The sequence below is a fragment of the Nakamurella sp. GG22 genome (genome assembly GCF_052976845.2).
The window spans coordinates 20,643-33,295 of the sequence record NZ_JBRIIO020000035.1 but is presented as its reverse complement, the minus strand read 5'-3'; the positions used below and the strand labels follow the sequence as shown (position 1 = coordinate 33,295).

Annotated in this window: 11 protein-coding genes and 1 pseudogene; 5 read left to right on the top strand and 7 right to left on the bottom strand. The window is 70.3% G+C overall.

Annotated elements, in window-relative coordinates:
- Positions 1–996: pseudogene (locus ACVBEQ_RS24430) on the bottom strand (hypothetical protein); the annotation flags it as partial.
- Positions 993–1,469 (bottom strand): NUDIX hydrolase, encoded by a 477-nt coding sequence (locus ACVBEQ_RS24425; protein ID WP_447156010.1) that lies wholly within the window; start codon positions 1,467–1,469, stop codon positions 993–995. The gene ACVBEQ_RS24425 and the pseudogene ACVBEQ_RS24430, both read right to left, overlap by 4 nt.
- A 244-nt stretch (positions 1,470–1,713) precedes the next feature.
- Here ACVBEQ_RS24425 and ACVBEQ_RS24420 point away from each other — a divergent pair, with 244 nt between their 5' ends.
- Positions 1,714–3,117, top strand: a complete 1,404-nt coding sequence (locus tag ACVBEQ_RS24420; RefSeq protein WP_447156009.1) for a CCA tRNA nucleotidyltransferase — start codon at positions 1,714–1,716, stop codon at positions 3,115–3,117.
- 55 nt (positions 3,118–3,172) lie between these two features.
- Here ACVBEQ_RS24420 and ACVBEQ_RS24415 read toward each other — a convergent pair whose 3' ends face one another.
- Together ACVBEQ_RS24415 and ACVBEQ_RS24410 are read right to left on the bottom strand one after the other, a co-directional pair.
- On the bottom strand, positions 3,173–4,657 hold the full coding sequence (locus ACVBEQ_RS24415; protein WP_447156008.1) for an MFS transporter: 1,485 nt from the start codon (positions 4,655–4,657) through the stop codon (positions 3,173–3,175).
- Between the two features lie 76 nt (positions 4,658–4,733).
- Positions 4,734–4,913, bottom strand: coding sequence for a hypothetical protein (locus ACVBEQ_RS24410; protein WP_447156007.1), 180 nt, complete (start codon positions 4,911–4,913; stop codon positions 4,734–4,736).
- A gap of 384 nt (positions 4,914–5,297) precedes the next feature.
- Here ACVBEQ_RS24410 and ACVBEQ_RS24405 point away from each other — a divergent pair, with 384 nt between their 5' ends.
- On the top strand, positions 5,298–5,870 hold the full coding sequence (locus ACVBEQ_RS24405; RefSeq protein ID WP_447156013.1) for a YqgE/AlgH family protein: 573 nt from the start codon (positions 5,298–5,300) through the stop codon (positions 5,868–5,870).
- A gap of 10 nt (positions 5,871–5,880) precedes the next feature.
- Here the strand turns inward: ACVBEQ_RS24405 and ACVBEQ_RS24400 are convergent, their stop codons facing one another.
- Positions 5,881–6,360: an SdpI family protein gene (locus tag ACVBEQ_RS24400; protein ID WP_447156006.1), complete on the bottom strand. Its 480-nt coding sequence runs from the start codon at positions 6,358–6,360 to the stop codon at positions 5,881–5,883.
- Positions 6,361–6,536: 176 nt separating this feature from the next.
- Here ACVBEQ_RS24400 and ACVBEQ_RS24395 point away from each other — a divergent pair, with 176 nt between their 5' ends.
- The 3 genes from ACVBEQ_RS24395 (at position 6,537) to ACVBEQ_RS24385 (ending at position 10,714) form a co-directional block, all read left to right on the top strand.
- Positions 6,537–6,920: a hypothetical protein gene (locus tag ACVBEQ_RS24395; protein WP_447156005.1), complete on the top strand. Its 384-nt coding sequence runs from the start codon at positions 6,537–6,539 to the stop codon at positions 6,918–6,920.
- Positions 6,921–7,085: 165 nt separating this feature from the next.
- On the top strand, positions 7,086–10,073 hold the full coding sequence (gene leuS / locus ACVBEQ_RS24390) for a leucine--tRNA ligase (RefSeq protein ID WP_447156004.1): 2,988 nt from the start codon (positions 7,086–7,088) through the stop codon (positions 10,071–10,073).
- A gap of 59 nt (positions 10,074–10,132) precedes the next feature.
- On the top strand, positions 10,133–10,714 hold the full coding sequence (locus tag ACVBEQ_RS24385; protein WP_447156003.1) for a hypothetical protein: 582 nt from the start codon (positions 10,133–10,135) through the stop codon (positions 10,712–10,714).
- Positions 10,715–10,778: 64 nt separating this feature from the next.
- On the opposite strand, the gene ACVBEQ_RS24380 is transcribed toward ACVBEQ_RS24385, so the two are convergent.
- On the bottom strand, positions 10,779–12,098 hold the full coding sequence (locus ACVBEQ_RS24380; RefSeq protein WP_447156002.1) for a hypothetical protein: 1,320 nt from the start codon (positions 12,096–12,098) through the stop codon (positions 10,779–10,781).
- 26 nt (positions 12,099–12,124) lie between these two features.
- The gene (locus ACVBEQ_RS24375; protein WP_447156001.1) at positions 12,125–12,610 is read right to left on the bottom strand and encodes an SRPBCC family protein; all 486 of its coding nucleotides are present in this window, start codon (positions 12,608–12,610) and stop codon (positions 12,125–12,127) included.
- Positions 12,611–12,653: the final 43 nt, after the last annotated feature.

Genomic DNA, 12,653 nt, shown 5'->3' with positions numbered 1-12,653 from the left:
TAAGCTATTAAGCGCCCGGTTCATCGAGCACGAATCGATGGACGCAGCGGTAGTGGTCCCGGCGGTGGGCGCGGTCGTCGTCGGCGACCCGGTCCCTGTCTGCTCGGCCTCGACGATGTCCGACATCGGCGGCTGCGGTTGTGCCGGATCGGCGACGACCCGGTAGGCGCCCGTCATCCGGTCGAGTTCGTCGAGCAGTTGCGGATCGATCACCACCGTCACCGCATCTGCCGGCAGCCGCGCCGCCGCACGGTCGGTGAGGCCGTTGACCAGCGTCGACAGCCGCCCACCCGGGCTGATCGCGTCGAGCAGGTTCTCGTTCAGGAACACGCCGCCGACACCGAGGTGCGGCGTGTCGACCAACGGCCAGACGACGTTCACCGGCAGCGCCTCACCACGGTTCGGCTCGGCCGCGCCGCCGCCGCCGGTTCCGGGCACGCCGATCACGGTCAGCAGGAGGTGCAGCTCACCGATCCGCGCCGCCAGCGGGCCGTCCTGCAGTTCGACCGCGCCGTTGACGTTCACCAGCAGCGGGTAGACGCCGGGTGAGCTGACCGCCAGACCGTCGCGGTCGGCGATCGAGGCGGTGAAGACGAAGGGAGCGGATTCACTGGGGGCGAGGTCGGCGTCCATCGGGGTGAACTCCGTCTGCACCCGCTCGGTCGGTTCGCTGGGTTCGGCCAGTTCTTGGCGGACCGCTGCCGGCCCGTCGAGCGCGGAGCCACGCTGGAAGCGGTAGAGCAGGTCGACCAGGGTGTCCGAGCCTGTGTTGGTCATCCGGCCGGTGATGGTCAGGGTGGTGGCCCCGGTGGCGGTGACGATCGCCGGATCAACGGAGCTGACCTCGAACGACAGCCGGTCGACGTAGTCGCCGAACGGTGCACGGGCCGACCCGGCCCGGGTGGTGGCTCCGGCCGGGAAACCAGCCGCCGCTGTCCCGGCGAGCAGGATGATCGTGGCGGCAAGAGCTGTCAACCGGCCGAGCCAGCGGCTCACGCGGTGTCTTCCAGCATCTCGACGGCCCGCCGCGCGAGGCGGCGCTCACCGGCGTACGCGAGCCGGGCGGGCAGGTCGGTCAGCGGCACCCAGGCGACCTCGGTCACCTCGATGTCGGCATCGGACAGCTCTCCGCCGATCGCTTCCATCAGGTAGTGGTGCACCCGCTTGTGGATGCGCTTTCCCTGGGCGACGAAGGTGTATTCCACGCTGCCGAGCCGGGCGGTGATCCGTCCGGAGATCCCGGTTTCTTCCTCGACCTCGCGGATGGCGGCCTGCTCGTGGGTCTCGCCGTGCTCGACGTGTCCCTTCGGCAGCGACCAGCGGAGGCGGCCCCTGCGGTCCAGCCGGCCGATCAGCGCGCCCGCGGAGGTGCCGGCCTCGGTGCGCACCACCAGGCCGCCGGCCGACGTCTCGTCCGCCTTGCGCCGTCGCGGATGCGCACCGGCGACGGGGTGGCGGGCGGTGGGCATTGGCCGATGGTAATGCGGCGGGATGCCCTCGAACGGCGTCCAACGCGGACGAACGGCGCAGCGGGTGCCTCCCGCGCGGATAGACTGGCCCGTCGTGTCCCGCCCGCCCCGTAGGTCCCCACCAGCCGCGCACCCCGTCAGCCAGGGTGCGCCGGCGGTTCCATCGGCCACCTCGGCCGCCGAACATCGCGTGCCGCGGCCCGGCCGGTCGAGGGGCAGGCTCACCGCCCTGCAGGAGGCCGCGGTGGCCGAGCTGCTGCGGATCTCCCCGGTGGCCGACGAGCTGGGTGCGCGGTTCGCGGCGGCCGGTCACGAGCTGCACCTGGTCGGCGGATCGGTGCGGGATGCGCTCCTGTCCCGGCTGGGCGACGACCTCGACTTCACCACCGACGCCAGGCCCGAGCAGGTGCTCGCCATCGTCGACGGTTGGGCCGACGGCACCTGGGGCACCGGGATCGATTTCGGCACAGTCGGTGTCGCCAAGTCGGGACTCCGGCTGGAGATCACCACCTTCCGCTCCGACCTGTACGACGGCGACTCGCGGAACCCTGTCGTGACGTTCGGCGACACCCTCGAGGGTGATCTGCTGCGCCGCGATTTCGCCGTCAACGCCATGGCGGTCGCGGTGCCGTCACACGAGTTCACCGATCCCTTCGGCGGTCTCGAGCAACTGGCCGCGAGGTCGATCGACACCCCGGGCGAGCCCGCGGACTCCTTCCGCGACGACCCGCTGCGGATGCTGCGAGCGGCACGTTTCGCTTCCCAGCTGCGCTTCACCCCCGCACCCAGGGTGGTGGCGGCGATGACGGAGATGGCCGGCCAGATCGACCGGATCACCCCGGAACGGGTGGGCGCGGAGCTGGTCAAGCTGATCGAGGGCGCCGATCCGCGAGCCGGCCTCGCCCTGCTGACCGACACCGGCCTGGCCGATCGGGTGCTGCCGGAGCTGCCGGCCCTGCGTCTCGAACGTGACGAGCACCACCAGCACAAGGACGTCTACGAGCACACGCTGACCGTGCTGGACCAGGCGATCGCCCAGGAAACCGACGGGCCGGACCTGACGCTGCGGCTGGCCGCGTTGCTGCACGACATCGGCAAGCCGGCGACCCGCAGGTTCGAGGAGGGCGGCGGGGTCAGCTTCCACCATCACGAGGTGGTCGGCGCCAAGCTGGTCCGCAAGCGGCTGCGTGCGTTGCGGATGCCGAAGGCGCTCACCGATGACGTCGCCACGCTGACGTTCCTGCACCTGCGTTTCCACGGCTACGGCACCGGCGCGTGGACCGATTCCGCTGTCCGCAGGTACGTCACCGATGCGGGCGAACTGTTGCCGCGCCTGCACAAGCTGGTGCGGGCCGACTGCACCACCCGCAACCCGAACCGCCGCGCCGCGCTGCAGCGGTCGTACGACGACCTCGAGGAGCGGATCGCCCGGATCGAGGCCGCCGAGGACCTCGCCAAGGTGCGGCCGGACCTGGACGGGAACGCGATCATGACGTTGCTCGGGGTGCCGCCGGGTCCCGTGGTCGGGAAGGCCTGGGCGTACCTGAAGGAACTCCGACTGGAGAACGGGCCGTTGGAGCGGGACGTCGCCGAGGCGGCGTTGCTCGAGTGGGCGAAGCGGGAAGGCATCTCCGGCACCGGGCAGTGACGCCGGCCGGTGACGCCGGCCGGTGACGCCGGGCAGTGAGTCCGCGACGGCAGGATCAGCCGGGGCGCTTTCCGCTCTGCTGGTCGACCGGAGCGGATTGCTGTTCGGCGGCGGGTGCGGGGTCTCCCGCCGATGAGAGACCGGCCGGGTCGGCCGCCGGCTCGCCGCCGGTCGGGTCGTCGGGGTTGACGAGAAGGTCCAGCCGGTCGAGCTCGACCGGGCCCCGCCGGAGCCGGGACACCGCGAAGCCGTAGCCGAGGCCGCAGACCAGGAACAACACCGACACCAGCACGACGGCGCCCACCCCGGCGCCGTCGGCCTGCACGATCGCGACGCCCACCGCAAATGCGCCGACGTAGCAGAGGGTGTTGGCGGTGTCGTAGAGCGCGAACACCCGGCCGACGTGGGCGTCATCAGAGTCCGCCTGCACGACGGAGTCCATGCAGACCTTGCTGGATTGGTAGGCGAACGCGATCGAGAACGTCGTCACCAGTGTCGACCAGATCGTGAACTGGCAGCCGAAGGCGAGCACGAGGACCGACGTCAAGCTCAACAGGATGACCAGGTACCGGGTTCGGCCGATCCGGCGCACGATCGGCGCCGTGACGAGCGCCCCGGCGAACACCCCGAGCGCTCCCACCGCCAGGACCTCGGCGATGCCCGTCGCCCCGGTCGCCAGGATCCCGAAGCCCTCGGTGAAGTACTTCTGGAAGAGCAGCAGCACGACCAGCGTGCAGATCCCGAAGCAGAAGCGCACCACCATCACGACCACGATGGCGAGGCCGACGGTCGGCCGCTGCCAGACGTGATGCAGCGCGCTGGTCAGCCCCTCGAGGACGGCGAGCAGCGGCTGGGCCGGCTCGTCGGTCTCGTCCGGACCGAGTTGCATCAGCGAGAACCGCATCGCGATCATCGCGGCCGCCAGATAGAACAGCAGCACCGTTGCGGTGATGATCGCTATCCGGTCGCTGGTGTCGCCCAGGACGCTGCGCAGGCCGATCGCGTAGCCGCCGCCGACGGCGGTTGCCACCGCGCCCGCTGTGGTGGTCAGGGCGTTTGCGCCGACCAGGGAATCCCTGGCGACGGTGTGCGGCGTCGAAGCCGACAGGCCCGACCCGACGAACCGGCCGACGCCCATGATCAACAACGCGGTGACGAACAGGATGATGCTGGGCAGCCCGGCGGCGATCTGAACGGCGACGATCGCGACCAGGGCACAACGGATCAGGTTCGCCCAGACGATCACCCGCCGCCTGCTCCAGCGGTCCAGCAGCGCGCCGGCGAACGGCCCGATCACCGAATAGGGGAGCAGCAGCACCGCGAAACCGGCAGCGATCTCAGTGGGATCCGTCTGCCGCTCCGGGCTGAACAGCACCAGCACGGCGAGGGCGCCCTGGAAGGCGCCGTCCCCGAACGCGCTGAGCACCCTGACGAAGACCAGCCGACGCAGACCCCTGACCCGCCACAGCGGGAGCAGACCTCGCACCGACGGACGCGCCGCCGTGTCGATGCCCACTGTCGGGGGCGGTCCCAGGGTCACGGTCGAACGGTACGCGTCAACCGGTCATGAGTCCCAGGTGTGTGCAGATCTCCCCCGACCGGGGGAATGCCTGCGGCTAACGGGACTTCCGCTTCCGTGTGGGCTTGGGGGTCCACGCGTCCATCCAGGCGTTCACCGCACTGCGGGTCTGCTTCTTGCTCTCCCGCTTGATCTCGCTGGTCGCCTTGCCGCGGGCGGTGTTGGCAGCCCGGTTGGCGGCGCTCAGGTACGCACTCATGAACGGGTTCTTGGCCATGGAAAGGCCCCTTTCGATGGTGAGGCGCGCCGTTGCACATCAGGACTGTTGCCCGACCGTCGGTCGGCCTCATGAGCTTACTGTCGCTAACACTGCATCGGGACCGGTCCCGGGCGCCCGACCGGAGTCGAGCGCCTCACAACGACCGGGGCGATGTCGATTCGCCGATTCCGGATCCTTGCGGTGCTGCTGGACGTCCGAATTCGGCGAATGGATCGAGGAGGTGGGGGGCAGGAACCTGGCCAGTCGGTCCGGGAGGTGGGCCAGCAGGGGCGAATCGGTCCCCGGGGGCCGCAACGCCGCAACCGGTCGGCGCGCGCGGGACGCAGCACAGGGGAGGGTCCGGGCGAGCGGGTGACGGCCGGACGGGGAGAATGGTCGGCGATGAAGCGGATCGAGACACTGCGGGCCGGCACGCTGCTGGTCGCCACCCCGGAACTGCGCGACCCGCATTTCCGGCGCACTGTCGTCTACCTCGTCGCGCACGGCGAGGACGGCACCGTGGGGGTGATCCTCAACCGGCCGAGCGAGACCGCCGTGCAGAACGTGCTGCCCACCTGGGCCTCGCACACGTCACGGCCGCACGCCGTCTTCGCGGGCGGCCCGGTGCAGACATCGGCCGCGATGTGCCTCGGGGTCTGCCGGATGGGCACCAACCCGCACGAGGTCGACGGGGTGGTCGGGGTGACCGGGCCGGTGGTCCTCGTCGACCTCGACGCCGACCCCGCCGAGGTGACCCGTTCGCTCCGCGGCGTCCGGATCTACGCCGGCCGGGCCGGCTGGGGCGCACAGCAACTGGTCGACGAAATCCTGGAGGGCTCGTGGTTCGTGGTGCCCGGCCTGCCCGATGACGTGATTGCCGGCCCGCGCACGGATCTGTGGTTCTCGGTGTTGCGCCGACAGCCGTATCCGCTGGCGTTGATGGCCTACCACCCGGGGGATCTGACCAGGAACTGAGCTCGGTCTGTCAGGCCGAACCGGTAGCCGCGGCGGGATCGGTCCGGCTGATGCCGGCGCAGCCGCCGCCTCCGCAGGCGCAGCCGGAGCACGAACCGGCCGCTCCCGAACCCGGCCGGCGGGCCGGGATGGGGACCTGACGGGCAGCACGGTCGCCGAGGACACCCGCGACGACGAGCAGGGCGAGCGCCCCGGCCAGCCCGACCAGTCCGATGATCACCGTCGCCGCGGTCGGCACGGGCAGCACGACAACCAGCACGGCCAGCACTCCGGCGATGACGGCGGCGCCCGCCGACACCGGCGCGGCGACGCGGTTCGCGGTCCGGAACGCCGCATCGCTGGCCATCGCGGCGGGGGTGTGGACACCCAACCGGTCGGTGCGCTGCAGGGAGCCGGAGCGGCCACGGACCGCCATCACCCCGGCAGCGGCGGCGAGCACCACCAGCAGCAGGGCCAGCGGGATGATCAGGAACAACGGCGCGGCGGACACGCCGTCATGGTAGTCGGCCCGTCCGCGCGGCGCGGACGCGAGAACAGACGCCAATCGTGACCGGGATCGCCCGATGTGGATGGTGTCCGGTGTCCGGATTGTCCCTAGCGTGGCGCAGGTCGATCGATGCGAGTCGGCCGGTGCAAGGCCATCGGCCACCAGGCTGGAGGCACCCGATGAACGCCCGTCCCCTCACCGTCTCCCTGGCAGTCGCGCTGGTGGTCCTGCAGCTGGTGATCTCGCTGGCCGCGGGAATCATCGCCTACACCAAGCCGGCGGACTATCAGACCTACGCGATGACGGCGCCGCTGTTCCTGCTCGTGCTCTACGCGGTGGCGGCCTACTACCTGTGGGCGGGCCGGCCGTGGGCCCGGCTGCTCACCCTGGTGGTGGCGCTGATCGGCGTCATCGGAAACCTCTCCGTCGTGCTGTATTACGACGACACGACGACCGTTGCGATGAACGTCGTCGGGCTGGTCATCGCGGCGGCGATCGTGGTGTTGCTGCTCGCGCCGGCGAGCAGGGCTTACTACTCCAGGAGCGCCGCCGCCGCGGGGTAGACTTTCACGCCATGGCAGTGATCCGGCTTCTTGACAGGCCGCACTGACCGTCGGGCCCGCTTCCAAGGGTCCGTCCGGCCGGTGCGGCGATCCCTCCTGTTTCGCAGGAGGGATTTTTTGTGCTCGAGGGGCGACCGATCAGTGCAGACGAGGGAGAGCATTCCGATGACGAGTTCGGCAGAGACCGCAGTGACCAACACCGCAGCGACCAACACCGCAGCGACCAACACCGCAGCGACCAACACCGCAGCGACCCAAAACCCGGCGACCCAAAACCCGGCGACCCAGACGACCGCCGGCGAGGAGGCACCGCCGTACCGGTACTCCGCGGCCCTCGCGGCGGAGATCGAGTCGCGCTGGCAGGACCGGTGGGAGGCCGAGGGCACCTTCAACGCGCCCAATCCCACCGGGCCGCTGGCGCCCGCCGACGGCGCCCCGGTGCCGGAGGACAAGTTCTACCTGCTGGACATGTTCCCGTACCCGTCCGGCCAGGGGCTGCACGTCGGTCACCCACTGGGCTACATCGGCACCGATGTCATCGGCCGCTACATGCGGATGACCGGCCGGAACGTGCTGCACACCATCGGGTACGACGCCTTCGGGTTGCCTGCGGAGCAGTATGCGGTTCGCACCGGAACGCACCCCGCGACCACCACCGAGGGCAACATCGTCCGGTACCGGGCGCAGCTGCGCCGGCTGGGTTTCGGCCACGACCAGCGCCGCAGCGTCGCCACCACCGACCCGGAATTCTTCCGCTGGACGCAGTGGATCTTCACCCAGCTGTTCGAGGCCTGGTACGACCGGGACGCGCAGCGTGCACGGCCGATCAGCGCACTGGTCGAGGAGTTCGCCGCCGGTGCGCGCCCGACGCCCAACGGGCAGCCGTGGGACGAGCTGAGCCGCACCGAACAGCAGCAGGTGCTGGCCGGATACCGGTTGGCCTACATCGACTTCGCGCCGGTGAACTGGTGCCCGGGTCTGGGCACGGTGCTGTCCAACGAAGAGGTGACGCCGGAGGGCCGCAGCGCCATCGGCAACTATCCCGTCTTCCGCCGCACCTTGCGGCAGTGGATGATGCGGATCACCGCCTATGCCGACCGGCTGATCGACGACCTGGACCGGCTGGACTGGCCGGAGTCGGTGAAGGCCATGCAGCGCAACTGGATCGGCCGTTCGGCCGGTGCCAGGCTGAGTTTCCCGATCGCCGCCGAGGGCGAGTTGCGCGGCGGGGACGGTGAGATCGAGGTCTACACGACCCGGCCCGACACGCTGTTCGGTGCGACCTACATGGTCCTGGCACCCGAGCACCCGCTGGTCGACGTCATCACGACCGCGCAGTGGCCGGCGGGCACGGACCACCGATGGACCGGTGGCTCGCAGACCCCGGTGGAGGCCGTCGCCGGCTACCGCCGTGAGGCGTCGATGAAGTCCGATCTGGACCGTCAGGAGAACAAGGAGAAGACCGGTGTCTTCACCGGCGCGTACGCGGTCAACCCGGCGAACGGGGCCCAGCTGCCCGTTTTTATTGCCGACTACGTGCTGATGGGCTACGGCACCGGCGCGATCATGGCCGTCCCCGCCCAGGACACCAGGGACTGGGACTTCGCCACCGCCTTCGGGCTGCCCATCGTCCGCACGGTGCAGCCGCCGGCCGATCACCCCGATGACGAGGCCTACACCGGGGACGGCCCCGCGATCAATAGCGCGAACACCGAGATTTCGCTGGACGGAATGGGTGTCGCCGAGGCGAAGGCCGCGATGATCGACTGGCTGACGACCAAGGGCTTCGGCCGGCCCGAGCAGCAGTACAAGCTGCGGGACTGGCTGTTCTCCCGGCAGCGCTATTGGGGCGAGCCGTTCCCGATCGTCTACGACGACGACGGGGTGGCCATCGCACTGCCCGACGACCAGCTGCCGTTGACCCTGCCCGAGGTGTCGGACTACTCGCCGCAGTCGTTCGATCCGCAGGACGCCACCTCGGAGCCGGTGCCGCCGCTGGCCAGGGCGACGGAGTGGGCGCACGTCACGCTGGATCTGGGTGACGGGCCGAAGTCCTACCGGCGCGAGTTGAACGTCATGCCGCAGTGGGCGGGCTCGTGCTGGTACGAGCTGCGCTACCTGGACCCGACGAACGACAAGACCTTCTGCGATCCGGGTGTCGAGCAGTACTGGATGGGTAAGGACCCCTCCCGGCCGAACGACCCCGGTGGTGTCGACCTGTACGTCGGCGGCGTCGAACACGCCGTGCTGCACCTGCTGTACTCCCGGTTCTGGCATAAGGCGCTGTTCGACCTGGGGTACGTCAGCAGTGAGGAGCCGTTCCGCCGGCTGTTCAACCAGGGCTACATCCAGGCCTACGCCTACACCGACGCCCGGGGGCTGTACGTGCCCGCCGACCAGGTCACCGAGCCGACGCCCGGTCATTTCGAGTTCGAGGGCCAGCCGGTCAACCGCGAGTACGGGAAGATGGGCAAGTCGCTGAACAACGTCGTCACGCCCGACGACATGTGCGACCGGTACGGCGCCGATACGTTCCGGATGTACGAGATGGGCATGGGCCCGATGGACATGTCCCGCCCGTGGCAGACCAGGGACGTGGTCGGCTCGCTGCGCTACCTGCAGCGACTGTGGCGGCTGGTCATCTCCGAGACCACCGGCGAAACCATCGTTGTCGACACCGAGCCTGACGACGAACTGCGAAAGCTGTTGCACCGCACCATTGACGGGGTTTCCACCGATTACCAGCAGATGGCCTACAACACCGCTATCGCGAAGCTGATCGTGCTGACCAATGCGCTGACCAAATCGGCCGCCCCGGTGCCGCGGTCGGTGGCGGAGGCACTGGTGCTGATGACGGCCCCGCTGGCGCCGCACATCAGCGAGGAGATGTGGCAGCGGCTGGGCCACTCGAGATCGCTGGCGCACGGCCCGTTCCCGGTGGCTGACCCGGCGCTGCTGGTCGCCGACGAGTTCGAGTACCCGATCCAGGTCAAGGGAAAGGTTCGTTCGCGGGTGACGGTTGCCGCGGATGCACCGATCGCCGAGGTGGAGGCCGCCGCGCTGGCGGACCCGCGGATCGTCGAGCTGCTGGCGGGGGCCGCGCCGCGAAAGGTGGTTGTGGTGCCCGGGAAGATGGTCTCGATCGTGCCGTGACCGGTGCCTGAGTGCCGGCCTGCTCCCTGATTGCCTGCGCGTTGCTGACTGGAGGTGCCGTGCCCACCTACCCGATCGTCCGGCTGCAGGTGCAGCGGTACCCGATGAAGGCCGGCCGGGCACCGCTGCGCTACTACGAACCGGCGGCGCTGGTCGCGGTGGAACGGTTGCTGGCCGGCCCGTCGGGGGTCCGCGGGATCACCGCGGGCGGCGAGAAGGTGCTCGACGTCCATCATCAGAACCACCCGCAGTGCCGTGACCGGCGGGGCAACGCCGGGATCCTGTTCATGGGTACCGGCGACTACGTGGCCCTGCGGGAGCGGTACGGCGAGCACCTGGTGGACGGCATCGCCGCCGAGACCGTGCTGCTTGATGCGCCCGAGGGCTTTGCCGGCCGGAAACTGCCACGCACCGCCACGGTGAACACCGCCGACGGACCGCTGAGCCTGAAGGGGGTGCGGGTGGCCGATCCGTGTGTGGAGTTCAGCCGGTTCTGCCTGCGTCAGGAGCCCTCGTCCGTCGTCGATGACGACGTCCGCTCCGCCATGGTGCTGCTGGACGGCGGCGCCCGCGGCTACCGCGCCAGCGCAGTCGCCGAGGGCGTCGTCGCGGTGGGCGACACGGTCACCATCGGGGATTAGCCGGCATCTGCGCCCGGCCGGGCGAGATGGATGGGCACGTTCGTCGAGGGTGCGGGCCGCGTTGTCAGCGCCCCATCCCGTCGGCTGGGTCGTTGTCGGCTGGTTCTTCGTCGGGTTTCCGGTCGATGCGGTACCGCAGGACCAGGAACGGCAGGCCGAAGACGGAGAACGCATGCTCGGCGCGCAGCCGGCCGTCGTCGACGTAGACGTCGAGTTGTTCGGCGAACCCGTGGATGGCTGCGGCGGTCAGCTGGTTCGTGTCGGAGTCGATGTAGGTGAGGTAATGGCCGGGATGGGCGAGCCCGTCGCCGCGGCTGGTCAAGACCAGTCCGCCGCCGGGACGGACACGCGGCAGCAGGGTGGCGGTGAAACTCCCCTGCGGCACCGGGAATCCCACGCTGACGTACCCCCGGTCCTTCTCCCGGTAGGTGGTGTAGATCCCGACGAAGATGGGTTCGTCGGTGTCGGCGAAGGACCGGATCCAGCCGCGGACGGTGATGTCCCGCTGGTCGGGCAGGGTGATGGTGTCGATCCGGCTGCGGATGCCGCGTTGGGTCTCCCGCTGATTCATCGGGACGTTGGCCTGCCCGATGGGGCGCGCGACGATCGACCGGTACAGCAGGTAGCCAGGTCGCACCCACATCCGCCATTGCGGCTCGATGTCGAGCCGGAACCGCGTCGTGTGTTCGTAGAACTCCCGAACTCTCGGGTCCACTGCCGCCGGATCGAACTCGGGGCCGGCCAGCGCGTCCAGCGAGGCCACGATGCCGACGTCTGCGGCATCGGCGACGTAGCTGCCGCCGAGGTCATTCGCCAGCTCACCCAGGTAACCGGTGCCCACGTACCTGGAGCGCGCGGCGCGCGGAACCACGAACGGCAGATCGTCGGCGGCGACCCGGTCGGCGAGCAGGCTGACCTGCGCAGTGCGGAACACCATCGGCGACACGAGCCGGTAGCCGACCATCGTGGCAGCGGCCACCACGGCTGCCGGGGTGGGTGATCGGCGCAGCAGGAACGCCCGGCCGGCGGCCGCCCCGAACAGCGGGCCCAGCAGCACCTTCTGCGGCCGGATGCCCAGTAGCCCGGCGAGTGAGCCGGTCGCGGTGGCAACCGCCATCGGCCCGGCGCCGGCCAGCCGTTCGGCGGCCCACCCCAACGGAGCCACCAGGGCGGCGCTGGCGGCGATCCGCGACCACAACGGCGGAATCTCGCCCGGCCGCTGCACCCGGCGCGCGAGCCGGTCGGCCAGCACCATGGCCGAGGCTCCGACACCGGCCCCGGCCACCGCAGCCCACCGGCCGCGGGACGCTGCCAGCGCTGCCCCGGCGACGCCGCCGATCGACGCGGAAAAGGCCACCGACCCGGTCCGATCCTCGACAGCCACCTCGTCAAACTAGCGGCAGCCGTCGGCTACCACCGGGCAGCGGCGTAGGCCGCCCTCGTCGCGGCGAACCGCTCCCACCAGTCGCCGGTGTCCCGGCCGTCCAGGTGCGCCTCCAGCGCCTGCAGGTAGGCCTGCCAGCCGGCCGCATAGTCCGGGGCGCTGGTCTCGGTCAGTCTGCTGTGCACCACCCGCAGCCGGCTGCCGGATCCCTCCGCGGCGACCTGCACCTCGACAATTGATCTCGTGGTCGGTTGTGGCCACTCCCAGCTGAAGCCGCGCGGAGCGTCGCAGGCGACGACCCGGCACAAAGGGGTGTCGGCGTCGTCGAAGCGGATGACGAAGGTGCCACCCTCCCGCAGGTCGCCCTCGACCGGTGCGAACCAGCGGGCCAGCCGTGTCGGGTCGGTGACCGCGTCCCACAGGTCGGCGGGGTCGGTGTCGTGATAACGATCGAACGTCACCGATGCGGTGCCGTCACCCGCCCGTGCGAGCTCACCGAGCAGATCGGTCACGACTGATCCTTTCCTGGAGTCGTGGCCCCGCGGCGAGCCATTC